Here is a 24,562-nt window from a genome sequence, read left to right on the forward strand (position 1 = left end):
TAGCAGAAAATGATTACTATACTGCAGGATACAACGAAACTACTTTTACAGCAGAAAGAACCAACACAACCGTTGTAATAAACCCTATAGCAGATGTTTTAGTAGGTGAAGAAGTTCTTATTAATTATACCATTAATAGTAATGGAACAGTAACAATTAAAGTAAATGGTACTCAATTAAATGGTACTAAATTTACTCCAACTAAGGAGGGTATTTACAATATAACTATTGAAGTAGCTGAAAATGATTACTATACTGCAGGATACAACGAAACTACTTTTACAGCAGAAAGAACCAATACAACTGTTGTTATTGACCCTATTAGTGATACAAAGGCTGGAAAAGAAATAATAATTAATTATACCACCAATAGTAAGGAACAGTAACAATAAAAGTAAACGGTGATGTAATTGCTGATGGTAAATTCACACCACCTACAAATGGTACATATAATGTAACTATAGAAGTTGCAGAAAACGATTACTATACAGCAGCAACAAACGAAACTACATTTAAAGTTAAAAAAATGGCAAGTACAATTATTGCAAATCCTGTAACTACCAATTATAATTTAGATAAATATTTAACAATTACATTAAAAGATGAAGAGGGTAAACCTATAACTGGAGAAGTATTAACAGTGAAATACTTGGAATTAGCAAAAAATATACTACTAATGCTAATGGTCAAGTTAAAATTAAGGTTTCTACATTAGGTCCAAAAACATATCATCCAAGGATTAAATATGAAGGATCAAAGCAATTTAAAGCTTCCTCAGCATTAGTAAAAGTTACAGTCAAAAAAGCTACACCAAAAATAACTGCAAAGAATGCAAGATTTAAAGCTAAGACCTTAACTAAAAAATACACAATAACTTTAAAAAATCAAAATAAAGTAATTAAAAACAAAAAAGTAACATTAAAAGTTAAAGGTAAAACTTATACAAGTAAAACAAACAGTAAAGGTCAAGCAACATTTAAAATAAGAAACCTAAACAAAAAAGGCACATACAATGCAGTTATAACAGCTACAGGAAACCATTACTACAACCAAGTAAGTAAAAAAGTAAAAATAAATGTCAAACCATAAAAAAAATTTAATAAGAGTTATACAATAACTCTTATACTTTTTTTCTTTTTTAAAAATTATAAATCTTATTTAGTCTATTAAAAAAAATATTCATTGCAACTTATTCTATAATATTTACTTCAAAAGTTTATTCTATTAACTTCCTTTCTAATTTAATGGAAATTATTCATAATATTTTTTAATGGTCGTGAGATCACTAATAATTCATTAACTTAAATTATGTAAAAATAATTTAATTAAATAAAATATTATTGATTTTTAAAATAATTTATAATTTTTTATTAAAAATCTTAAAATTAGAATAAAATTAGCCACTTTTCAAAAACTTGTGTGATATGAATTTTGATTATTTACACATAACGAAAATTTTTTGTCAAATTATTCTCTATTGTTAATTTAAAACCTGATAACTTAATATATAAGTTGTACTCATATATTATTTATTTTATATAAAAATAAAAGCACTATGCGTATGTTTGAACTTGTTAAACCAAAATTTTCTAAGGTAAAAAAAATGGAAATAAAATTTATCACCCAAGTTTTTGAAAGAGCCTAAAATTAAGATAATTATTTAAAAAAAATAAAAAATAAACAACAATATTTAATAATTTTTTGAAAAAATTAAACAAAAAATAAATCTTATTTTAGAAAAAAATGTTTTAAAAATTCTTTTAAAGTTCTTAATCTTAATTTTTGAAATTAAATTAAATAATAAGCTATATTAAGTAGAAATAATTTAAAAGTTTTAAATTTATGTATAGAAAATAATGTTTAATTTAAAGAAAAAAATAGTAAAAAAAATCATAAATGAGTTAAAAAAAAGCAATGATTACTTAAAAAAAATAAAAATATTTTTTTAATTAAAAAAAAGACAAAGTAATAAAATTTATTAAAAAAATTATCAAAAATTCTAAATATAAATAAAAACAATGAAAAAAATTTAATCTGTTTTTTAAAACAATATACATTTATATAAAAAGTAAATAGAAAAATATATAAAAGAACATCCACAAAATTAATTATATAATAAAAAAAGCAATTAGATTATTGAACGAGGGTTTTATATGAATAAAAAAGATACAGAGATTATTAAATTAGATGATACTGACAAAAATATTTTGAAAATAATTAATGAAGATGTAAGAGTATCTTACAGACAAATATCAAGGGATTTAAATATTTCTGTTGGAACTGTACATAATCGTATTGAAAAAATGGTTAAAAATGGAGTAATTGAAAAATTCTCCCCAGTTATTAATCATAGAAAATTAGGATTTGTACTTACAAGTATTATTGGAGTTAGAGTTAGAGGAGGAAAACTTGAAAACTTCGAAAATAAAATATCTTTTAACAAAAATGTTGTTGGCATATATGATATAACCGGCGAATATGATGCTATTTTAGTTGCTAAATTTAGAAACACCGATGAATTGGACATGTTTGTAAAAGAAATGTTAAAAGAACCAGGTGTTGAGAGAACTTACACTCAAACAGTATTAAATGTTGTCAAAGAAGATATGGGTTCTGCTAATATTCTTTAAACATATGATACTTAAAAATATAAATTTAATTAGATAATGATAATATAAAAAAATTATATTATTATCTATCTAATCAATCTTTAAATAACTTTTTTAAAAATAAATTAAAAATATTAATAAATAATGATTTTTAGCCAAAAATATCATTATATTTTATTAAAATAAAAAATATACTTTTTTTATATAGTTAAACTTAAATATAATTTAAATAAAACTTTATTTATATAATATATTTTAATAAAATACATAAATTTTTTAATAAAATACATATTTTAGAAGGTGTACTATGGTAGATTGTTTCCCAGATACCCAAGATAAAGCACCTGCCCTTCCTGTAGAATTATCTAGAGTAGGAGTAAAAGGTGTTAAGAAGTTATTAACCTTAAATAGAGGAGAAAAATTAAGACCAATTGTACTGATACCTACATTTGATGCATATGTAGATTTACCAAGTGACCAAAAAGGCATCCATATGTCAAGAACTCCTGAAGCTATTAGTGAAGTAATAGAAGAAGTTACAACTAGTGATGCTGTTGAAGTAGAATCAATTTGTGCTGAAATTGTTGAAAAAATGATGCTTAAACATGAATACGCAAGAAAAATTGAAGTGGAAATGGAAAGCGATTACATGTTCAATAGAAAATCACCAGTTACAGAAAAAAATTCACAGGAAATGGGAAAATTAATAGCTAAAGCAGTTGGAATTAGAGACAAAGATAAAATCACAATACGTAAAAGTATTGGAGCTGAAGTAGTTGGAATGACTGTATGTCCATGTGCACAGGAAACTGTTAAAGAAGTAGATAAAAATAAATTACTTGAATTTTTGGATGAAGAAACCACACAAAAAGTAATTGATACTGTAACTTTTGCTTCACACAATCAAAGAGGAGTTGGAACAATATTAATTGAAGTTCCTAAAAATCAAAAAATTAATGCAGACACTATTATTGAAATAATAGAATCTTCAATGAGCTCCCCTGTTAGTGGACTATTAAAACGCCCAGATGAAAATGCAACAGTTATGAATGCCCACCAAAAACCAGTATTTGTTGAAGACTGTGTTAGAAATATGGTAGAGAAAATTGTTGATGAATTTTCATATTTACCAGATGATACTATAATAACTATTTGTCAATTAAATAAAGAGAGTATTCACAGACATGATGCATTTGCTGAGAAGGTTTCAACAATGGCTGAATTAAAAGAAGAAATGAAAGATATTTTAAATTAAAATAATTAAATAAAAAGGAATAATATGTCAAATTTACATAGAATTGCAGGAAACATACTTGGAAAATTTAATGCTTTTAAAGGATCTAGACCCGCAATGGACAATGGTAAAATATTAATTGTTAGAGGATTTATACCTGATACAATCAATATTGAAAAAGAAGCAGATGAAATTTTCGATGATATTATTAAAAGTTTTGAAGGCGAAGAAATAGATGTAGTTTCCGATGAAGCTGGAAAACTAATCAATAGAATGGATGAACAGGTAAGGTCTTCTGTAAGTGTTAATGCAATAACAGACCCTAATGGGGTTTTAAGACTTGTTAAAGATTTTGAAGCTCGAGGAATTACTGTTAAATATAGGATGTTTAAAATGCCTGGTGCAGGAGCATTCATTGTCACATGGAAAGATACAAATAATGCAGGCCCATGTTTTATTGAAGTAACCGTTTCTGGTTATGAATAAAACATTTTTTTTATTTATTAACTTATTATATTAATTTAAAAAAAAACAAATAAATAAAATATTAAATTTAAATAAAAAACCATCACCTTAATACTTTATACTTATTAAATCAATAAACTAATGACTAATATTTTATACACTTTTACTAAAAACACTATTTAAGGATGATTACCCAATAAATTAAAAACATAATTTAACTGATTTTTATGGAAATTCTAAATAATTTAAAATCAAAGAAAGTTTCAATTGAAGAATTATCAAAAGAAGATCTATCCAATTTATTAAAGGTAAAATCTAGTAAAATAATAGATTTGATGAATCTTGCAAATGAAAAAAAAGAAAACAACAATACTACTTATTCTAAAAATGTTTTTATACCCATAACAGAAATATGTAAAAACGACTGTGGGTACTGTAACTTTAAAAAAAGCCCAGATGATAAAGGAGCAATCATCCTTAAAAAATTAGATGAAATTTTAAATACCTTAAAAGAAAGTGAGAAATATGGATGTAAGGAGGCATTATTTACTTTTGGTGAAGATGCCGATGAAGAAAAAGTAGTAAAAGAAATATTAGAAGATATGGGTTATGGAAAAATGGTTGATTATACATATGACTTTTGTAAATCCACACTTATAAATACTAATCTCTTACCACATACCAACTGTGGAAATATGTCCTATAATGATATGAAAAAATTAAAAGAAGTAAATGTATCAATGGGCTTAATGTTAGAGACATCTTCTAAAAGATTAATGGAAACAATTGCACATAAGAAAAGTCCTGGAAAATTACCAAAACGAAGAATAAAAACGATAACAAATGCAGGAAAATTAAAAATACCCTATACTACAGGTATTCTAATTGGAATTGGTGAAAAAAAAGAAGAAATTGTTGATTCCTTACTTACAATTAAAAAAATACATGAAAAATATGGTCACATACAAGAGATAATCATACAAAACTTCACACCTACTTCTGGAATAGAAATGGAAAATTATCCCTCACCAAGCTTAATGGATATGGTAAAAACCGTTTCACTTGCAAAATTATTATTTGATAATGTGTCTATTCAAGTACCACCTAATCTAAATTATGACACTGCACAAATATTTTTATTATGTGGATGTGATGATTGGGGAGGAGTATCTCCCTTAACTAATGATTATGTTAACTCAACATCCCCTTGGCCAACACTTGATTATTTAAATGAATTAACACTAGACTGTGGAAATCTTCTAAAAGAAAGACTTGCAGTCTATGAAAAATACATAAACAATGATTATTTAAGCCCACTTACATATGATAAATCCCTTAAACTTCAAAATGAGATTAATAAATCCTAAGATTACAAATAGTGACAATTTACAAATTTTATCTAAAATAATCACTCAACTCTTGCATCCACTACAATATGACTTACTCCTGGAGAGTATTTTTTCACCTTTACAAGATTAAGCAGTTCAACATCTCTATTTACTGCTACTTCTTTAATTCTCTCTATTGGCCTAGTGTCTATTAATTTATCGGGAACTGTTTCATGATAATGTAATATACCTCCAGGATTTAAGGAATTTATTGCTGAAGGTAAAAATTCATGAGTTGTTCTAACATAACCCATAAGAATTCTATCTGCCTTATATTTAGAGACTTCTACCCTGCAATCCCCTAATATAGGAACCATTTTTTCATATCCTGCCTTTTGGTTAATATGATTTAATTCTATATTGGTCTTTAAAAAATTATAGGAGTTAGGATTAAGTTCAATAGAATAAATATTTTTAGGATTTGCATGTACCCCGATGGGAATAGAGAAATATCCTATACCTGCAAACATATCAAGGACAACTTCACCATCACCAACTAATTTTGCTATTCTCATTCTTTCATTAGTATTTCCTTTTGACCACATGACTTTTGAAATATCTAACTTAAATAAGCAACCATTTTCTTTATGGATTGTTTCAGTAGTATCTCCAAGTAAAACATCAACTGTTGGCTCCCTTAATTGACCATGAATATTTCCAATCTTAATAATAGATTCTACATGAAATTTATCTTTTAGTTTTTCTAAATTATCCTTTGATAAATTATTATACTTTTCATCTAAAATTAATATTTTGCCGATAATTTTCCACTTCATTTTATCCCCAAAGAAACTCATGACTTAAAAATATTGAAATTCTAATACATATTAAAAATATATTTAAATATAAACCTATATTCCAATAATTTATAATATCTGCTTTTTGATAATAAAATAAAATTTATTAAAAAGTAATACTATTAATATTCATTTATATGATAATATTAATTACTTACTTATTAATTATTAATTTATAAAAATACTAAAAATTAAAAACGAAACTATTATATATGTTAAAAACATAGTGTAATAAAGTTAAGTTTTACTTATAATCTGATTTTATTTTAATTATAATAATTTAAATAGTATTTTTATATATTTTAAAAATTAAATTTTGCACTACTTGTAAAAATTATAAATGTTTTTTAAAATATGTTTATTTTTAAGTTTATTTTAAAAAAAAATTAAAAATAGGATAAGTATTATTTAAATTAATAATTATTTAATAAAAGTTTTTAAAAAAAATTTTAAAAATAAAATATTTAAAATTATTAATATATAATGATTTTAAAAGACTGATGAATTTATAGTTTTAATAAAATTTATTTCATACAATTCATTGCATGTTTTAGAAAAAACGAGGTGTTTACATGGACGATGAAAAAATTGTAAAAGGTACCACCACTGTAGGTATCACTTGTAAAGACGGCATTGTTTTTGCTACTGAAAGAAGAGCTACAATGGGAAGTTTAGTAGCACACAAAGTAGCAAAAAAAATATTCAAAATTGATGATCATTTAGCAGCTACTATTGCAGGTAGTGTTGGTGATGCACAAAACTTAATGAAAATAATGAGGGCAGAAGTATCTTTATACCATTTAAGAAATGGAAATTCAATTAGTGTTGAATCTGCTGCTACATTAACTGGAAATGTTTTACGTTCAGGACCTAGAGCAGTGCAAATATTACTTGGAGGAGTAGATGAAGAAGGTTCAGCTATATATTCTCTTGATGCTGCAGGAGGAGTTATTAAAGATAAATGTGTATCTACCGGATCTGGTTCCATATTTGCATATGGAGTTTTAGAAGACCGCTTCCATGAAGATATTACTGTAGAAGAAGGTATTCTATTAGCTTTAAGAGCACTTTCCTCTGCAACAGAACGTGATGTGTTCTCTGGAAATGGATTCTTAGTAGCTACAGTTACATCAAATGAAGGATACACATTATTAGATAAAGAAACAGTTGATGAAAAATTAAAAGAAATTGACTAATTTTCTTATTTTTTCTTTTAATCTTTAAACTTAATAAAATAAACATTTGTATATTTTTAATTGTTTGACTCAATTTTTTTATATAATTTATAAATATTAGATATCTTAAAATAAATTAAAATTAAAAAAAAGATTTAAGATATCAAAACAAAATTTTAAAGATTTAATTAAATTCTAATTTATTTTATATTTAAATTAATTTTTATATTTAGCAATTTAAATTAATTATTAATAATTTACCATAGTTAACTTAAGTTAAATTAATTTATTTTAAAAATATTAAAAAAATAAAAAATAGTTCAAATTTAAAAAAAGACTAAGCTTTAATATGATTACTTAATTGAAAATTACATATTTATTTTTTAAAAAAAGAAGTGATTAGATGGCTTCAGAAGTTCTAGAAGAAACAAAGAAAACTATTATAAGCAGATTACCTGAAAGGGTTAAAGTTGCTAAAGTTGAATTTGAAGGTCCGGAGGTTGTAATTTATACTAAAAACCCAGAAATAATAACTGAAAATGGAGACCTAATACGTAATTTAGCAAAAGATTTGAGAAAAAGAATTATTATCCGTTCAGATAAAACTGTTTTACTTGAACCTGAAACGACAATAGAAAAAGTTCATGAAATCGTCCCTGAAGATGCACAAATATCAGACATATCATTTGATGATGTAACCTGTGAGGTTATTATTGAAGCATTAAAACCAGGACTTGTTATTGGTAAATATGGTGTGACTTCAAGAGAGATTGTTAAACAAACTGGATGGGCACCAAAAATATTAAGGACCCCTCCAATAAAATCTGAAATTATTGGAAGAATTCGAAATACTGTAAAAAACAGCAGTAAAGAAAGAAAAAAATTCCTACAAAATCTTGGGCAAAAAATCCACACTGGAAGTAAATATGAAAATGATTGGGCAAGATTAACTTCTATGGGAGGATTTAAAGAAGTGGGAAGAAGTTGTAGTTTGCTTCAAACCCCTAATAGTAAGGTTTTACTTGATTGTGGAGTAAACGTCGCAGCAAATGAAGATAAAAATGCATTTCCTTTTTTAAATGTTCCTGAATTTAATATTCAAGATTTAGATGCAGTTGTTATTTCTCACTCACACCTTGATCATTGTGGATTTGTACCCTATCTTTACCATTATGGTTATGAAGGACCAGTTTATTGTACAACAGCAACAAGAGATTTAATGACATTACTCCAATTGGATCATATTGATATTGCACAAAGAGAAGATAACCCCTTACCTTTTAATACAAAACATGTACAAAAATGTATTAAACACACCATTTGCCTAGATTATGGTGAAGTAACAGATATCTCCTCTGACATTAGATTAACCTTACATAATGCAGGCCATATTTTAGGTTCTGCAATGTGCCATATGCATATTGGTGACGGTTCACATAACCTTGTATATACCGGGGATTTCAAATATGAAAGAAGTAGACTTCTTGAACCTGCAACTACAAGATTCCCACGTGCTGAAACAGTTGTAATGGAAAGTACTTATGGTGGTCGTGACGATGTACATCCATCAAGAAATAGTGCTGAGAAAGAAATGATGAAAACCATTTACAAAACCTTAAAACGTGGAGGAAAAGTTTTAGTTCCTGTATTTGCTGTTGGAAGAGCACAAGAGCTAATGATTGTACTTGAAGAATATATGCATCATGGTATGATTGAGGAAGTACCAATTTATATTGACGGAATGATTTGGGAAGCAACTGCAATTCACACTGCAAGACCAGAATACTTAAGTAAAGATTTAAGAGATCAAATATTCCATATGGGTAGAAACCCATTTGTATCTGATTCATTTATTAAAGTTACTAACACAAATCAAAGAAAGGATATTGTTGAAGGAGAACCATGTATTATTCTCTCAACTTCAGGAATGTTAACTGGTGGAAACTCTGTTGAATACTTTAAATGTCTATGTGAAGATGAGAGGAACACATTAATCTTTGTAGGTTACCAGTCTGAAGGTTCTCTTGGAAAAAGAATTCAAAAAGGATACAAAGAAATTCCTCTTGAACACAATAATAAAACTAGAGTATTTAATGTTAAAATGGAAATTAATACCATCCATGGATTTAGTGGTCATTCTAACAGACGTCAATTAATGGACTATGTTAAAAGGTTAAGCCCAAGACCTGATAAGATTATAGTCTGTCACGGTGACCCCTATAAAACAGTAGATTTAGCTAGTAGTATTCATAGAAGTTATAAAATGGAAACAAAAACACCATTAAATCTTGAATGTACTAGAATTCAATAAATCTATTTAACCTTTAAGCAGATTAAAATTAATTAGATAGATTAATAATTAATTTTAATCAATCACTTCTTTTAAATAAAAACCTTTAAAAATATATTTATCATTGAAATAAGTTTATAATCTAATCAGCTTTTAATATCAATTTCTAGAATTAAGATTTTATATTTAAAACTTATTATTAAAAAAATCAAAAGAAAACTTATTTTCTCAAAGACCATATTCAATTTCTATTATTTAATTTACTTATTTATTAAAAAAATAAAAAAAATTTTTAATAATAGAAAAGACATAATTAATAATATTATTAAAAAAATTTAAATAGGTGAATTCATGGTTACATATTCAGAATCTGGAGTAGATATTGATCTTGAAGCAGTTACTGTATCCAAATTAGCTTCAACACTTAAATCAACATTAAAAAATAGAGAAGTTTTAACTGAAAGCGGTCATTTTGCAGCTTTAGTACCCTTAGGCGATAAAGCAATAGCAATGAGTACTGATGGAGTTGGAAGTAAAATTTTAATCGCTGAAATGATGGAAAAATATGATACTGTAGGAATTGACTGTATTGCTATGGTTGTAAATGATATACTTTGTGTAGGTGCAGAACCAATAGCACTTGTAGATTATTTAGCAGTAGAAACTCCAGACCCTGATAGAGCTGAAGAAATTGCAAAAGGTCTTGCAGAAGGAGCAAATCAATCTAATATTGCAATTATTGGAGGAGAAACTGCATCATTACCTGGAATCATTAAAGATTTTGATTTAGCTGGAACAGGTATTGGATATGTAGATAAAGATAAAATTATCACCGGCGATAATATAAGTCCGGGAGACATATTAATTGGTATAAAAAGTAATGGTATACACAGTAATGGATACAGTTTAGCTAGAAAAACAATATTTGAAAAAGCAAACCTTACAGTACATGACTCACTACCTAATAATCCTAAATTAAATGTAGGTGAAGAATTACTTAAACCAACAAAATTATATGTAAAACCTATTGTGAATTTACTTAAATCAAATTACAATATTAAAGGATTGGCTCATATTACTGGTGGAGGATTTACTAATCTTAATCGTCTTAAAGATGATGTTGGATTTAAAATAGAAAATTTACCTGAACCACAAGACATATTTAAATTTATATATAGCCAAGGAGTTCCTATAGAAGAAATGTATAGAGTCTTTAATATGGGAATTGGTTTTGTTGTAATTGTATCAAAAGAAGATAAAGAAAAAATATTAGAAGAATTAAATAAAACTGAAGAAGCATTTGAAATTGGGTGTGTAATCGACCAGGAAAAAATCATAATAAAAACTTTTGAAAATACTGAAATAGAATATTAATTTTTATAATTAAAATCCCATTTTAAAAAAAAACTTCTTTGAGCATTTTAAATAAAAAAAAATTAAAAAAAAATTAAATTATAAATTTATGTTAAATTTTCACAAAAAAAATATTGGATGGAGAATAAATGATAATTACAGAAGATAATGAAAAGATCCTTGTAAATGAAATATTAAAAAATTTAGGAGTAAATGAAGATGATGCTGCACTTGTTACAGAAGTAGTTCTTGATGCAGATTTAAAAGGATTCACTTCACATGGAATTGGAAGATTTCCCCAATATATTAAAACAATTGATGCTAATAACATTAAAATTACTGGTGAAATTGAAATTGTAAGAGAAACTGAATCAATAGCAGTTATAAATGGTCACAGTTTATTCGGACAAGTAGTTGCATATAAAGCTATGGAAATTGCAATTGAAAAAGCTAAAAAAACAGGAATTGGAATGGTAGGTGTTCATAACTCTAACCACTTCGGAGTTACTGGTTTTTACTCAGATTTAGCTAGAAAAGAAAATTGTATTGGTCTTACATTTGCAAATACTGAACCTGCAATTGCACCTTTAAATGCTAAAAAACCTATTATTGGAACAAACCCTATTGCAATAAGTATTCCTAATCATAAAACATTTATTGCAACAGATATGGCAACCTCAACAACTGCAAGAGGTAAAATTATAGAATGTCAAAGAAAAGGAGAAAAATTACCTCCTAACACCGCATTAGACAAAGAAGGTAATCCTACAACAGATCCCTCAGAAGCTCTTGAAGGTTCAATTTTAGCATTTGGCTCATTTAAAGGTTATGCACTTGCATTTATAATTGAACTTATGTGTGGACCACTTGTAGGAGCTGCATGTGGAAGTGATGTTAAAGGTACTGCTAACTATAAAGAAAACTGTACAAAAGGAGATTTATTCGTTGCAATTGATCCTGATAAGTTTGTAGGTTATGATACATTCGAAGCAGGAATCGACAAGTATATTGATGAGATTAGAGAAGAGGGAGGATTCGTCCCTGGAGATATTGAAGATAAAAGAATTGCAGACCATAAAGAAAATGGAATGCCTATTGATGAAATATTATACGATCAATTAAAAGAAATTTGTGATGGTCTTGATATTGATATAGACAAATACATAGACCAATAATCAATTAATTTAAATTAAAATTTAAGTGAATTAATTAAATAATTTCAAATTATTTAATTTATTCATAATCTCGAGACTTTTTTCCACCATTATCCAATTTTTTATTATTAAACTTAATTTTACAAACTATTAGATTCCCTACTTACCATTATCCCCATAATTTTTTCAAAATTAACATTATTCTTATTATATTTTTCAAAATTATTATTATCCTAATTATTATATTTTTTTCAAAATTATTATTATTATTATTATTATTATTATTATTATTATTATTATTATTATTATTATTATTATTATTAAAATAAGATATTAAAAATAATTATTATAAATATTTTAATTTTAAAAAAAATATTTTATTGAATCTTATTTTATTAGACATAGCCATATTAAATAAGCTAAAAATTATTAAAAATAAAAATAATAGCTTAAAATAAATAAATATTAACATATAAAAACTATAAGATAATTTAAATAATATTAGCATATAATAAAAAACATTATTTTTATAACATTTATAAACTAATAAGAATATTCCCAGTATATTCCAGTGAAGATATATATTTTATTTATAAATTTTATTAAAAATAAAAATCCTCATAAAAATATTAAAAATAGATACTATGAAAATATATGAAATTCAAAAATATTTGATTTAATTAATGAAAAATGTCATTTAAATGAATGAAAAATTATACCTACTATTAAAAAATATAATAAAAACTAGAAAGAACTAAATGGATATTAAGTTAAAAATAATAAAAATTAAAAAAAGAGATTGAAATGAGATAATATTGATTTATTAGTAAAATATAGAGTCTAAACTACTAATCTTATTATTAACCCATTATACGTGCAATATCTTCTTTTGGATTGTCATTAATAGGTGTTAAATTATAAGTATCCACTAAAACTTTAACAATATCATCATTAGCCCATGCAGGCAATATTGGTCCAATTAACATGTCTTTTTTACCAAGGTAGAATAAAGCCCAAAGAACAGCAGCTGCTTTTTGTTCCATCCAACTTAATACAATAGTAAGAGGCAAGTCATTTAATTCACATTCAAATAAATCACATAATGCTAAAGCTACATATACAGCCGCAATTGCATCATTAAATTGACCCATATCAATTAATCTAGGTACTCCTTCAATATCACCTAAATCTAAATCATTGAATTTATATATCTAAAGTTCCTGCCCCAATGTGGCTTATTCGAGAAGAAAATAAAATTATAAATAAAGAAATTGAAATCATTAAAAAATGCAAAAATGAATTAAAAATGAGAATAGGATTTTTATTTGAAAATGAATTAAAACCTTTAAAATATGCATTAATAAAAGCATCAAAAAATAATGTTAAAATAAATATTCTAGCATCCTCTTATTGCATAATAAATGATAAAGAAATTAACATAAAATAAGATTTAAATCATCCTAATATAAAAATAAAAAATGCAGATATACCAGTAGTTAAAATGATGATAAGAGATGGAAAAGAAATGCTCCATATTTATAGTAAATTTAGTAAAGATAAAAGAATACCTCTTAAAAATACTTCAATAGCTATGTGGAATCAATATGAAGATATAAGTAAAAACTATGATGAACGATTTGATAAAGCCTTTAATGGGAAAAATAAAAAAAATTAATCCTGTTGATTCTCACTACGATATTCTGCATAAAAACCATCAGTATCTGCGTATATTGTATGGAAACCATATTTTTTAGCATTCTCAATAGTATATAGAATATATTCTCTACCCCAAGCAGTGATTGCTTGAGCACATTCAAAAGAATACCATCTAAACCTCCCATATCCATAAACACCATACATAGTATTGATTAATCTTTTTATTGCTGATTGTTGAATATCCAAAATTTTCTTTTCTGTAGGATTGCTAGATTCTTTCATTTGTTTTTTAATTTTAAGTCTTTGATTTAAAATATTTCCAATTACAGATGGAATAAATCCTTTAGGATTTTTTAAAAATTTATAATTATGTTCAGGTGAGATAAAATACCTCTCATCATCATTAAGTGTAGAATCTGTATTATCTAAAGGATTATTATCTCTTACTAAAACATCGGGACATATATTTTTTGATATAATAATACTTGGATACAAGCTTCTAAAATCGAATTGTATAAGATTTTCATGTAAACCTGGAACAGGTTCTTTTACAAATCCCCCTTCATTTTGATCATGAACTCTAGAAGTATCACCTGCTTCTGGTTTATTTGGGGTAACTTCATCAATTTTATATGCTTCTTTTACTAAATACCATTCTGCCTGTTGACCTGTAGTCATACGTGTAATATCAAAGAAAGGTTGACCAACAATACGAGTAAGCTCTAAGTTTAATGGTAATGTTTGCTCTGCAATCATTAAAGTTGATACTACATCATCTAAAGAATAATCAAATAATCGATCTAAATCTTCATCATCACTATCCCAGTACTCATAAATAAATTCCCCTGGAACATCTATTTTTTCTTCACCAAATAACTCTAAATATACTCTTTCCAAAGTGTATCTATCCAGTGTCATATATCTTCTCATAACCAAATATAAATCTACATGAATAAGTCCTTTAAATGATGCTGCATCTGTAAATCCTCTTTTTATAAATTTTATTCCCGTTCCATCCATACCCCAATTTAATTCAATTCCATGGATTTCAGCACGGTTTTTAAGATATGGAAAATCGAAGTTATCTGAGTTATATCCGACGATTATATCTACCTGATTATTTTTAATAATCTCATCAAATCTTTTAATCATTTCTTTTTCAGATTTTAAGGTTTCGATAAATGAATTATCTGTTTGACCAACTTTATTTTTTGTAGATAAGACCTTTTTTATACCAAAATTACAGTTGATTCCAATCATAATAATCTCATCAATATCAGAATTTGGTAGCCCTCTTGGATTATAAACTTCCAAATCAAAACTCAATATATTAAAATCATTGAAATAATGTTCATCTAATCTTCGAGGAGATTTGCTAAGTTTAATAATTTGAAGATTATCATCATCACTCTTAACAGATTCATGATGAGAGATTAATTCCCCTTGGATTTCTACAACTGTCATTGGAACAACATCATTATCCATTAAATAACGTCTATAAAATGGAATATCATGTTCCCTTATATTAATTACGGAATCTAAATCCTTAATTTCATCTCTGTATTTAGGTACTTCCTGAGGATGAGCAAATGTGATTTTAATGAATTTTTTAGGAATTTGAAAATCCTTTTTATCTACTACTTTCACTTCATCTGTTTCATATTTTTCCAAATCCTTCAAACACTGAGAAATATCATTTGCTTCAATATAAAAATAAGGACTAAAATTATAATCTAGTGCAATAATTTTTTTAGGATTATCTTTATTTATTTCCCTTCCAAGCAAACGTATGACAGGTTTTTCATCCTCTGTAATATAATCAATATCCAATATTACAATATTTTTTTTAATCATAATATCAACAGTGCCGAATATAATTTTAATAATTAATCAATTAATTTTGATTCTTTTTCTTCCTTGTATGTCTTTATAACTGCAAATGCAACTCCTAAAATTAAAGGACCTAAAATAAAACCTACTATACCTAAAAACTAAAGGACCTGCTACAAATCCTAAAAGCAAAATTAAAGGATGTAATTCTGCATATTTACCTGCAATAGCTGGACGAATATACATATCACTTAAAGATAAAACTGCACCAACAATAAATACTAATACAACTCTTGTATAATTACCATTACATAAATCCATTATAGCTAAAATACAATATATAGGCCAAGGTCCAAGGACTGGTATTAACTGGAATAAACCAGTTAATATTCCTAAAAATACAGAATAAGGATAACCTAAAATTCCATAACCAATAAAAGCAATAATACCAATAATTACACTTGTTAAAAAATGACCATAAAATATACTTTTTAAAACTTCTTTAATCTGGTTAAACATATGGTCAAAAAACTCTTGATTACCCTCTGGAATAAATGTAAATATATAATCCCAACATTGACTTCCATCACGTGCAAAGTAAAATGTTGAAAAGACAAGTATTAAAATGGATATTGCAATATCAGGAACATTTTTTAAAAACGTGACAGCGTAATCCAATACTCCTTTTAAAATGGCATTTGATGATTCAAAAAGATTATTTGATATAATATGACCTAAACCTTCATATTGAGGAGGCAGATATGTTATAAACATATTGTTTAAACTATTAGCATCAAAAAATGAAATACCTCCTGAAGAGGCAAATAATGGTGAAATTATTTCGACTATTTGAAATAGCAAATAGAAAATAATTAAAAATATAGGAATTGTTATTAAAAACATCCCCACGATATTTGAAAATGTCAAACTATTTATTTTATTATTAATCCTTCCTGCAATCGGACGAACTCCTAAAGATAAAATAATCCCCAATATCACCATATTTAAAATTGGAGTTAAAACAAATATTGATAAAATTACTAAAAATATTATTATCAAAATAGGTATTGATAGTTTATCTCGAATATTAATACTCAATATATCACACATCAAAATAATTTTTAAATTTTCTCCCCAGTAGGAGCCCTTCTATAATTTGCAAATTCGCTTATTAACTTTAAATCCTCATCATTAAATACAGGCCCTTCTTTACATATTCTCCAACCAGTTTTATCTACACAACACTGACCACAAATACCAATAGCACATTTCATATACCTTTCAAGAGAATATTCAGATGAAATATTATTTTCTTCCAGAATATCATAAATAGGTTTCATCATAATCTCAGGCCCACATACTACTGCAAAATCATAGGTATTAGACTCAATTAGATCAATTGTCCTATTTGTTGCAAATCCTTTATAACCAGAAGACCCATCATCTGTAACATTATATACATTTGCACCAGATTTTATTAATCTGTCCTCAAATAATAATTCATTTTTCGTAACTGCTGCACAGACAACATCAACATTATTATCTTCGATTGCACAATCAGTAAATGCTGCAATAGGAGCCATTCCCACTCCTCCCCCAATAGCCAGTATTTTTTTACCTTTAGGTACATTAAATCCATGACCATAAGGCCCTCTTAAGCCCAAATAATCCCCTGAATTTAAACTGTGAACTTCATCAGTAAATGGGCCAATATTTTTAACTGTAATACTAATTTCATTATTATCTAAATCAAATGAAGATATTGACATTGGTTTTTCATCATTAAAATTCCATATCATTAAAAATTGACCCGGAGATGGAAAATTTTCCTCCATATTCCAATCAAAATAAAAACTTTTAATTGTAGGAGTTTCTTCAACTATTCTTTTAATTTTTAAAACCCTTGGAACATTCATATAATCAACCCTAATTTTTATGTCCACATCCTATCATTTCACCGATAGAATTAAAATTATGCTCCTCCATAAAAACTTTCAAATCTTTAGAGATATTAGAAAATACTTCTACACCTTCATTCATTATAGATGTTCCAATTTGAACTGCAGAAGCACCAGCATATAAAAATTCAACAACATCTTCATAATTTAATATTCCTCCCACACCAATTACAGGAATATTAACTGCCTCATAAACATCATAAACACATTTAACTGCAATTGGCTTAATTGCAGGACCACTCATCCCCCCAAATTTGTTTTTTAAAATAGGTTTACCTGTTACAATATCTATCTTCATTCCAGGCCCAAGAGAATTAATCAAACTTAGGCAATCCGCACCTGCTTCTTCTGCAGATTTTGCAATTACACTTATATCAGTAACATTAGGAGTTAATTTTACAATAACTGGAATATCTACACTTTCACTTACGGCACTAACAACTTTAGCTGTTAAAACAGGGTCTTCACCTATTGAAGCACCATATCCTTCCATTGCATGAGGACATGAAACATTTAACTCAATCATATTAACTAAATCTTCAACTTCCCCTGCAACATATGAAAATTCTTCTGGTGTAGCCCCATATATAGATGCAATAGATGCTTGATTAGTTGATGGTTCCACCTGCTTAAGCTCATCTTTAAAAACATCTACTCCCGGAGAAGATAATCCTATTGCATTTAATATTCCACCTGTAACCTCAACAGTAGTTGGATTATGATAACCGGGATTTGCTTCTTTTGAAAAAGATTTACTGATTACTGCCCCAGCACCAGAACGTAAAATCCAATTTAAACTACTTGCATTACTACCCATAATACCTGCAGCCAACATTAATGGATTTTTAAGTTTTACATTACAAATTTCACATTCTAACATAATAAACTCCTTAACAAATTAATAATATTAATAATCTTATTATTTATAAAAATATTACTCAATAATAATTTATAGATAATATAAGATTTATAATTATGCAGTGAAAATGGAAAATTATGTGAAAATTTATTACGATGTATCTTTAAAATATAATTATGGAAATTTATATAATAAATTGTATTGCTGGTTTTTTATCATTTGACTCTGATTTTAAATTAAATGATTATGTTCTTTTTAATGATGAAGATGTTGTATCGAAAATACACAATATTAACAATAATATTTTAACAGATGAAGAAATAAAAATTATTGAAAATACTCCTGATTGTGATGAAATCATAATTGAAACAAACAAAAGACTTTCCGATTATAAGGATTTAAAAAAATACGATAAAATAATAGTTCAAAATCCAAATAAAGGTGGAGAATTTTTTAGAGAAAATATAGAAAGTATTTTAAAAGAAATTAACTATATTAAAGATTACAAAGATTATAGGGATAAAATAGTTAAAATAAATAATGAATTATCTATTTTAAAGATGAAAGAATCTTCTCAGGAAGAAGATAAACTATTAATCCAAGGAATAAATTCCATAGACGAAATTGATGAAAGTATTTCACAATTAATTGAGCGAATTCGAGAATGGGAAACTATTTATTTTCCGGAAATAGAAACCATTCACAATAATGAATCTTATATAAAATTAATTGCCGATTATCCTACCCGTGAAGAAGCGATTAAAAATAATCCCGATATATTTAAAGATATTATAATAAGTAATGGTGCAGATTTAAAAGATGAAGACATATTTATTTTAAATGATTTTGCAAAATCCCTTAAAGCATTACAAGTATCAAGAACAAATATAGAAAACTATATTGACAATAAAATGGAAGAACTTGCACCGAACCTTAAAAATCTTATAGGTGCAAATTTAGGTGCAAAACTGATAGCACACGTTGGAAGTCTTAAAAGACTTTCCACTTTATCTGCAAGTACAGTCCAAATTATAGGTGCAGAAAAGGCATTATTTAGACATTTAAAAACAGGGGAAAATCCTCCAAAACATGGACTCATTTATCAAAGCCCTTATGTTAGAGGAAGTAACTATTGGGTTAGAGGAAAAATTGCAAGAAAACTTGCACTTAAAATAAGCTTTGCAGTTAGAAAAGATGTTTATACCAATGAAATTAATACAAATTTAAAAGAAGACCTCGAAAAAGAAATTGAAAAAATTAATAAAGAAAATCCATTTGGCAAAACTAAAAATAAAAAAGGAAAATCTAAACTTAAAACTAAAAATAAAAAGAAATCTAGAAAAAACACATACCACAAAAAAACCAAAAAGCAAAGACGTAGAAAAAAATAATATTAATTCTTATATTGATTAAAATTAAAATTATTGCAAATTTAAACTATAAAATAAAAAATAAAAAAATTTAAAGGGATAAAATGGATGTTTATAAATTTGACGATGAAATAGCTACAATAAATAGTATTCCATCTAAAAGAGTATATGGAGAAAGACTCATAACAGATGAAAAAACTGAAATGGAATATAGACTCTGGAATCCTAACAGATCTAAATTAGCATCAGCACTACTTAATGGTTTAAGTGAAATAAACTTAAAAAAAGACTCAAAAGTATTATATCTTGGTGCATCAACTGGTACAACCGTATCCCACATATCAGATATAGTAGAAAATGGAATTATATATGCTGTTGAATTTTCACCAGTAAGTATGAGAAAACTATCCCGCCTATCTCAAACAAGAAATAATATTGTAGCACTTTTAAATGATGCTACAAAACCTAAAGAATATTTGAATATTATTGAAAAAGTAGATCTTGTTTACTGTGATGTAGCTCAAGCTAGTCAAACAAAATTATTTATTGACAATATGAATATTTTCCTAAAATCTGATGGTCAAGGAGTATTCATGATAAAATCAAGAAGTATTAATGTAAATATTAAACCTAAAACAGTTTTTAAAGAACAAGAAAAAATATTAAAAGCCAATGGCTACAAAATAATTGAAAAGATTAAATTAGAACCATATGAAAAAGATCATATTTGTTTTTTAGTTGAAAGATCTTTTTAAAATTAAATAGAATATTAAAATTTTATTACTAACAATATTATAAAAAAATATAGATTTAAAAAAATATTAAAAGTAAAATGTTTACACACATTAATTTTTATAAAATAAATTAATACTATACAAGTATTATAATAAAATTATTATTTAATATAAATAATACTAAGGTAATAATTTAGTGATAAAAAAAATATATTTTATTACTATATTAAAAAATTTATTAAAAAATAGATATAATTTTATATAGAAAAATAAACCTATAGACCAAATATAAAATTCACGGAAAAAATCCAAAAAAGTATTACTATTGATACCTTTTTATAGTATTAAAATTATAATATAACTTGCTAATGCAATATAGAGAATAGTTCAAAAGACCGCCTCTAGATACAATTCACTCCATAATAACTCCACATCACTAATTATCTAGAGGATTGAACTTATTTTCAGAAATACTCTTTTTAAACTCATTTTACTATATATTTTTATTAAAATTTATTTTAATTTAAAAAATTTTAGATTAAAAATATTCTTAAAAAAGTATTACTAATTTTTGATAATCTCATCAAAAAATCTTCATGAATTATAGTTATTTATTAAAAAACCAGAAATAAAAAATCATATATTTCTAGTGAAAAAAATAATAGTAAGTAATAAATTTTTAATAAAAAATAATAAAAATTAATAAAATTTTTATATGAAAAATATAGAATTGAGTAAAACAAATTATAATTCTTTTTCAATTTCATCAAGGATTATTGATGCTAAAACATTTTTTGATGATAATGGAACTTTCTTAGATTGACCATTATCTTTAATGAGAATTATTTCATTGGTGTTAGAACCAAAACCACATCCATTATGTGAGAGGTCATTTGCAACAACAAGATTTGTACCGGCCATTTCAATTTGTTTTGTTGCACATTCTATTAGTTCATTTTCACTTATATTATATTGGGCCTTAAATCCTACAAGAAAAACATCTTTATTTAAATCCTTGATTTGCCTTATAATTTTCTCAACAGGTTTAAATTCTAACATTAAATTTAAAGATGAAGAGATTTTACTAGGCATCATATCGATTGGTTCAAAATCACTTATTGCAGCTGTTGCTATAAAAACATCATATTCTGGAATTAATTTTTTTATACATTCATTCATTTGAGATGATGTTTCAAGATGAATTTGATTAAAAATTGAAGGAATCTTAACATCAACATTTGCAACAACTAATGTTAAATCAGCCCCTCGAATATAAGCTTCTTTTGCAAGTTCTAAACCCATTTTACCTGAGGATTTATTAGATATACCTCTTATCGGATCAATAGGTTCATATGTTCCACCTAAATTTATTAAAACTTTTCGACCAACAAGTGAATTTGACATTTTAACTCTTCTTAGATTTATTAATATTTTAAACTTAAAAATGAAAACTTAAGAATTATTCAACTTCATTCTTATTTAAATTAATTAATCTTAATGATTCTAAAACTATATTTTCAATATCTGAAAATTTAGCTTTACCTTCATCCATTTTAGGTTCTATAAAGTGAATACCTTCTTTTTTACATTTTTCAAGATTTTCATTTATTGCAAAATACATCGCATCATGCATTGATGGAACCATGAGTATAGGCGTATTATGACCATATGCTGCAAGAAGTAATGCATTAATTGGATTATCAGATATTTTATATGCAAATTTACTAATAACATTCGCTGTAGCAGGTGCAACTAAAATTAAATCTTCCTGAGAATATTTAACATGTTCAATTTTACCTGTTAATTTAGTTACAACATTCTGACCTGTTGCAAATTCCATAGAATTTGGATGAATTATATCACAAGCAGAATCACTCATAAAACATTTAACTTCCACACCATTTCTCCTTAAATCTCTCGCTAGTTGTACACATTTGGTAGCTGCAATACTACCAGTAACACATAATATTATCATTAATAACCCTCTATTTATTAATTAACTAAAATTTAATACTATTAAATTAAAAAAAATATATAATGAATATTGAAAAAATAAATAAAAATAAAAAAATAATTTTTAAAAAATAATTAAAATAATATATAATTTCAATAATTAATTAAGTCTAATATGCGATAGAATAAAATTAAAGTATTTTTCTTGATTAGAAAAATCATTTACAGGAGCAGTACATAAAATCACGTATAATTGACCATTTTTTTCAACCCAAATTGCTTTATGTTGTTTAGGTTCTGAATCAGTATCAGTTAAATAATCTGCTTCAAGTGCATTTTCTCCAGGGAATGCTGTGGAATTACCTAAAGATATTACTTCATTGGTTGTATTTGAAAGTATATTAGAATATGTATCATTGAAAAAATCTTCCATTGATTCTCCATCAAGTTGTCTTCGCTCAATATTAACATTTACATTACCCATGCTTGAGCTTTCATTAACAGAATTTAAATCTGTAATTGCAATGACACTATCATTACTCATAGACCTTGCAACAGTCCAATCATATGGAAATTTAATAAAAACCCCATTTTGAGATACTGTTTGCACTTCAGTTTCATTAGTATTTGTTTTACTTTTTTCATGATTAGATAAACCGATAGCTACAAAAATTAATAAAACTACTATAACTACACCAATAATTAAAACAGATTTCTTCATAAACTCACCGTAACTAAAAAACTATAATTAATAAATGAAAAAAATCATTAATTATTTTTCATTTCCCCCATCACCAGAATCAGAACCACCACCTGAATCAGAACCACCACCTGAATCAGAACCACCGCCAGAATCAGAACCACCACCTGAATCAGAACCACCGCCAGAATCAGAACTACCTCCCTTATCAACTGGAGTATTGGAATGAGATTCTGAAGATGAGTGAGTACTTGATGAAGTATCCCTAGTTGTTTTAGAACTATCTACAACATCATTTGTATATCTATCATTTGATACAGTAGTAGCAGATGAATTTAAATTAGAATAATTGTTAATTTCTAAAGGAAACGCAGAATCAACTACAATAATTGAAGAGTTTGTATTTGCTGATTGGAAATCAAAATTAAGCATTCCAAAACCAATACCTGTAGTAAATGCTAAAATCAAGAAAATACCTGCAATAATAGCATATTTACCTTCATTAGATCTTTTTCTTTTAGGTTTTTTACTTGCAGGTTTTCTAGGATTAACAACATATTTCTGTACAAGTTTTTCATCTTCTCTTTTACTTAACTCAGCAGCTCTTCTATCAGGCCTATAGTTATGTGGTTGATTAGAAGTATTTGGTCTGCCTTGCATAGTACGAATTCGACTAGAAGCATCAATATTTTTTAACTTAAGCATATATTGTCTTGAAAGTTGCTTATACTTATCATCAGAAATTCTACCCGCCTGATGATCTGCTTTAAGTTCTTTCATGACCCTAATAAGTTTTTCTTTATCTGGATTAATAATACCATCAACCTAAAATAAATTTTTAAAAAATATCACATAAATAAAAATAAATTATATTAGTGTATAATTTAATTTATCTAATATTTATCTTTTAAGATATAAAATTATTTTGAAAAAATTATCACTGCTAGAAACTTAAGCAAAAATTAATTATATATTAACATTGTTATATTTTATTTTAGCAAGTTTTTTATATTTTTATTTGCAAATAATGTTATTGA

At 26.0% G+C, this 24,562-nt stretch carries 24 protein-coding genes and 1 pseudogene; 14 read left to right on the plus strand and 11 right to left on the minus strand.

What is annotated here, in order from left to right; all coding sequences use genetic code 11:
• Both QZ146_RS01420 and QZ146_RS01425 read left to right on the plus strand, forming a co-directional pair.
• On the plus strand, positions 1-386 hold a 386-nt coding region (locus tag QZ146_RS01420; protein ID WP_295721738.1), incomplete at its 5' end, for a hypothetical protein.
• A 140-nt stretch (positions 387-526) separates the two neighbouring features.
• Positions 527-715, plus strand: a complete 189-nt coding sequence (locus QZ146_RS01425; protein WP_295721741.1) for a hypothetical protein — start codon at positions 527-529, stop codon at positions 713-715.
• 13 nt (positions 716-728) lie between these two features.
• On the opposite strand, the gene QZ146_RS01430 is transcribed toward QZ146_RS01425, so the two are convergent.
• Positions 729-869: a hypothetical protein gene (locus QZ146_RS01430; RefSeq protein WP_295721743.1), complete on the minus strand. Its 141-nt coding sequence runs from the start codon at positions 867-869 to the stop codon at positions 729-731.
• Between the two features lie 1,284 nt (positions 870-2,153).
• On the opposite strand from QZ146_RS01430, the gene QZ146_RS01435 reads away from it, so the two are divergent.
• From QZ146_RS01435 to cofG, 4 genes are all read left to right on the plus strand, one after another.
• Complete coding sequence (locus tag QZ146_RS01435; RefSeq protein WP_295721745.1) at positions 2,154-2,630, plus strand: Lrp/AsnC family transcriptional regulator; 477 nt, start codon at positions 2,154-2,156, stop codon at positions 2,628-2,630.
• A 286-nt stretch (positions 2,631-2,916) separates the two neighbouring features.
• Positions 2,917-3,864: a GTP cyclohydrolase MptA gene (mptA, locus tag QZ146_RS01440; RefSeq protein ID WP_295721747.1), complete on the plus strand. Its 948-nt coding sequence runs from the start codon at positions 2,917-2,919 to the stop codon at positions 3,862-3,864.
• Between the two features lie 24 nt (positions 3,865-3,888).
• Positions 3,889-4,329 (plus strand): DUF2120 family protein, encoded by a 441-nt coding sequence (locus QZ146_RS01445; protein WP_295721749.1) that lies wholly within the window; start codon positions 3,889-3,891, stop codon positions 4,327-4,329.
• 206 nt (positions 4,330-4,535) lie between these two features.
• Positions 4,536-5,675, plus strand: a complete 1,140-nt coding sequence (gene cofG, locus QZ146_RS01450; RefSeq protein WP_295721751.1) for a 7,8-didemethyl-8-hydroxy-5-deazariboflavin synthase subunit CofG — start codon at positions 4,536-4,538, stop codon at positions 5,673-5,675.
• Positions 5,676-5,716: 41 nt separating this feature from the next.
• Here cofG and QZ146_RS01455 read toward each other — a convergent pair whose 3' ends face one another.
• Positions 5,717-6,472, minus strand: a complete 756-nt coding sequence (locus QZ146_RS01455) for a class I SAM-dependent methyltransferase family protein (RefSeq protein WP_295721753.1) — start codon at positions 6,470-6,472, stop codon at positions 5,717-5,719.
• A gap of 593 nt (positions 6,473-7,065) precedes the next feature.
• Between QZ146_RS01455 and psmB the strand changes: the two genes are divergently transcribed.
• From psmB to comC, 4 genes are all read left to right on the plus strand, one after another.
• Positions 7,066-7,689, plus strand: a complete 624-nt coding sequence (gene psmB / locus QZ146_RS01460) for an archaeal proteasome endopeptidase complex subunit beta (RefSeq protein ID WP_295721755.1) — start codon at positions 7,066-7,068, stop codon at positions 7,687-7,689.
• A 382-nt stretch (positions 7,690-8,071) separates the two neighbouring features.
• Complete coding sequence (locus QZ146_RS01465; protein ID WP_295721757.1) at positions 8,072-9,979, plus strand: beta-CASP ribonuclease aCPSF1; 1,908 nt, start codon at positions 8,072-8,074, stop codon at positions 9,977-9,979.
• A gap of 330 nt (positions 9,980-10,309) precedes the next feature.
• Positions 10,310-11,332, plus strand: coding sequence for a phosphoribosylformylglycinamidine cyclo-ligase (gene purM / locus QZ146_RS01470; protein WP_295721759.1), 1,023 nt, complete (start codon positions 10,310-10,312; stop codon positions 11,330-11,332).
• Positions 11,333-11,460: 128 nt separating this feature from the next.
• A complete protein-coding gene (comC, locus tag QZ146_RS01475) occupies positions 11,461-12,486 on the plus strand; it encodes an L-sulfolactate dehydrogenase (RefSeq protein WP_295721761.1) in 1,026 nt (341 codons plus the stop codon).
• A gap of 839 nt (positions 12,487-13,325) precedes the next feature.
• On the opposite strand, the pseudogene QZ146_RS01480 reads toward comC, so the two are convergent.
• Positions 13,326-13,673: pseudogene (locus tag QZ146_RS01480) on the minus strand (hydroxylamine reductase); the annotation flags it as partial.
• 20 nt (positions 13,674-13,693) lie between these two features.
• Between QZ146_RS01480 and QZ146_RS01485 the strand changes: the two are divergent.
• Together QZ146_RS01485 and QZ146_RS01490 are read left to right on the plus strand one after the other, a co-directional pair.
• Entirely contained in the window at positions 13,694-13,912 is a 219-nt protein-coding gene (locus QZ146_RS01485; RefSeq protein ID WP_295721763.1) for a hypothetical protein, read from the plus strand.
• 54 nt (positions 13,913-13,966) lie between these two features.
• Positions 13,967-14,140 carry a hypothetical protein gene (locus tag QZ146_RS01490; protein ID WP_295721764.1) on the plus strand — a complete coding sequence of 58 codons (174 nt, stop codon included), beginning with the start codon at positions 13,967-13,969 and terminating at the stop codon, positions 14,138-14,140.
• Here the strand turns inward: QZ146_RS01490 and QZ146_RS01495 are convergent.
• From QZ146_RS01495 to QZ146_RS01510, 4 genes are read right to left on the minus strand one after another with little or no spacing between them, the layout of a single operon-like run.
• Positions 14,137-15,972, minus strand: a complete 1,836-nt coding sequence (locus tag QZ146_RS01495; protein ID WP_295721783.1) for a DNA-directed DNA polymerase — start codon at positions 15,970-15,972, stop codon at positions 14,137-14,139. The genes QZ146_RS01490 and QZ146_RS01495 overlap by 4 nt on opposite strands.
• Positions 15,973-16,011: 39 nt before the next feature.
• Complete coding sequence (locus QZ146_RS01500; RefSeq protein ID WP_295721766.1) at positions 16,012-17,049, minus strand: AI-2E family transporter; 1,038 nt, start codon at positions 17,047-17,049, stop codon at positions 16,012-16,014.
• Between the two features lie 23 nt (positions 17,050-17,072).
• Entirely contained in the window at positions 17,073-17,867 is a 795-nt protein-coding gene (locus tag QZ146_RS01505; protein WP_295721785.1) for a dihydroorotate dehydrogenase electron transfer subunit, read from the minus strand.
• A gap of 10 nt (positions 17,868-17,877) precedes the next feature.
• Positions 17,878-18,789, minus strand: coding sequence for a dihydroorotate dehydrogenase (locus tag QZ146_RS01510; protein ID WP_295721768.1), 912 nt, complete (start codon positions 18,787-18,789; stop codon positions 17,878-17,880).
• A 155-nt stretch (positions 18,790-18,944) separates the two neighbouring features.
• Here QZ146_RS01510 and QZ146_RS01515 point away from each other — a divergent pair, with 155 nt between their 5' ends.
• Both QZ146_RS01515 and QZ146_RS01520 read left to right on the plus strand, forming a co-directional pair.
• The gene (locus tag QZ146_RS01515; RefSeq protein WP_295721770.1) at positions 18,945-20,159 is read left to right on the plus strand and encodes an NOP5/NOP56 family protein; all 1,215 of its coding nucleotides are present in this window, start codon (positions 18,945-18,947) and stop codon (positions 20,157-20,159) included.
• A gap of 83 nt (positions 20,160-20,242) precedes the next feature.
• Positions 20,243-20,893 (plus strand): fibrillarin-like rRNA/tRNA 2'-O-methyltransferase, encoded by a 651-nt coding sequence (locus tag QZ146_RS01520; protein ID WP_295721771.1) that lies wholly within the window; start codon positions 20,243-20,245, stop codon positions 20,891-20,893.
• 723 nt (positions 20,894-21,616) lie between these two features.
• On the opposite strand, the gene QZ146_RS01525 is transcribed toward QZ146_RS01520, so the two are convergent.
• The 4 genes from QZ146_RS01525 to QZ146_RS01540 form a co-directional block, all read right to left on the minus strand.
• Positions 21,617-22,276 (minus strand): phosphopantothenoylcysteine decarboxylase, encoded by a 660-nt coding sequence (locus QZ146_RS01525; protein ID WP_295721773.1) that lies wholly within the window; start codon positions 22,274-22,276, stop codon positions 21,617-21,619.
• Positions 22,277-22,331: 55 nt separating this feature from the next.
• Positions 22,332-22,847, minus strand: a complete 516-nt coding sequence (locus QZ146_RS01530; protein ID WP_295721776.1) for a flavoprotein — start codon at positions 22,845-22,847, stop codon at positions 22,332-22,334.
• A 138-nt stretch (positions 22,848-22,985) separates the two neighbouring features.
• A complete protein-coding gene (locus tag QZ146_RS01535; RefSeq protein ID WP_295721779.1) occupies positions 22,986-23,546 on the minus strand; it encodes a PsbP-related protein in 561 nt (186 codons plus the stop codon).
• Between the two features lie 51 nt (positions 23,547-23,597).
• Entirely contained in the window at positions 23,598-24,305 is a 708-nt protein-coding gene (locus QZ146_RS01540) for a hypothetical protein (protein ID WP_295721781.1), read from the minus strand.
• Positions 24,306-24,562 lie beyond the last annotated feature (257 nt).

The sequence above is a fragment of the uncultured Methanobrevibacter sp. genome (assembly GCF_905235195.1).
Classification (GTDB): domain Archaea; phylum Methanobacteriota; class Methanobacteria; order Methanobacteriales; family Methanobacteriaceae; genus Methanarmilla.

What these genes read in the sequence shown, in the direction of transcription:
- QZ146_RS01425 (WP_295721741.1), top strand. Translation starts at nt 527, where the DNA reads ATGGCAAGTACAATTATTGCAAATCCTGTAACTACCAATTATAATTTA.
- QZ146_RS01435 (WP_295721745.1), top strand. Translation starts at nt 2,154, where the DNA reads ATGAATAAAAAAGATACAGAGATTATTAAATTAGATGATACTGACAAA.
- mptA (WP_295721747.1), top strand. Translation starts at nt 2,917, where the DNA reads ATGGTAGATTGTTTCCCAGATACCCAAGATAAAGCACCTGCCCTTCCT.
- QZ146_RS01445 (WP_295721749.1), top strand. Translation starts at nt 3,889, where the DNA reads ATGTCAAATTTACATAGAATTGCAGGAAACATACTTGGAAAATTTAAT.
- cofG (WP_295721751.1), top strand. Translation starts at nt 4,536, where the DNA reads ATGGAAATTCTAAATAATTTAAAATCAAAGAAAGTTTCAATTGAAGAA.
- QZ146_RS01455 (WP_295721753.1), bottom strand. Translation starts at nt 6,472, where the DNA reads ATGAAGTGGAAAATTATCGGCAAAATATTAATTTTAGATGAAAAGTAT.
- psmB (WP_295721755.1), top strand. Translation starts at nt 7,066, where the DNA reads ATGGACGATGAAAAAATTGTAAAAGGTACCACCACTGTAGGTATCACT.
- QZ146_RS01465 (WP_295721757.1), top strand. Translation starts at nt 8,072, where the DNA reads ATGGCTTCAGAAGTTCTAGAAGAAACAAAGAAAACTATTATAAGCAGA.
- purM (WP_295721759.1), top strand. Translation starts at nt 10,310, where the DNA reads ATGGTTACATATTCAGAATCTGGAGTAGATATTGATCTTGAAGCAGTT.
- comC (WP_295721761.1), top strand. Translation starts at nt 11,461, where the DNA reads ATGATAATTACAGAAGATAATGAAAAGATCCTTGTAAATGAAATATTA.
- QZ146_RS01485 (WP_295721763.1), top strand. Translation starts at nt 13,694, where the DNA reads ATGTGGCTTATTCGAGAAGAAAATAAAATTATAAATAAAGAAATTGAA.
- QZ146_RS01490 (WP_295721764.1), top strand. Translation starts at nt 13,967, where the DNA reads ATGATGATAAGAGATGGAAAAGAAATGCTCCATATTTATAGTAAATTT.
- QZ146_RS01505 (WP_295721785.1), bottom strand. Translation starts at nt 17,867, where the DNA reads ATGAATGTTCCAAGGGTTTTAAAAATTAAAAGAATAGTTGAAGAAACT.
- QZ146_RS01510 (WP_295721768.1), bottom strand. Translation starts at nt 18,789, where the DNA reads ATGTTAGAATGTGAAATTTGTAATGTAAAACTTAAAAATCCATTAATG.
- QZ146_RS01515 (WP_295721770.1), top strand. Translation starts at nt 18,945, where the DNA reads ATGGAAATTTATATAATAAATTGTATTGCTGGTTTTTTATCATTTGAC.
- QZ146_RS01520 (WP_295721771.1), top strand. Translation starts at nt 20,243, where the DNA reads ATGGATGTTTATAAATTTGACGATGAAATAGCTACAATAAATAGTATT.
- QZ146_RS01525 (WP_295721773.1), bottom strand. Translation starts at nt 22,276, where the DNA reads ATGTCAAATTCACTTGTTGGTCGAAAAGTTTTAATAAATTTAGGTGGA.
- QZ146_RS01530 (WP_295721776.1), bottom strand. Translation starts at nt 22,847, where the DNA reads ATGATAATATTATGTGTTACTGGTAGTATTGCAGCTACCAAATGTGTA.
- QZ146_RS01535 (WP_295721779.1), bottom strand. Translation starts at nt 23,546, where the DNA reads ATGAAGAAATCTGTTTTAATTATTGGTGTAGTTATAGTAGTTTTATTA.
- QZ146_RS01540 (WP_295721781.1), bottom strand. Translation starts at nt 24,305, where the DNA reads ATGAAAGAACTTAAAGCAGATCATCAGGCGGGTAGAATTTCTGATGAT.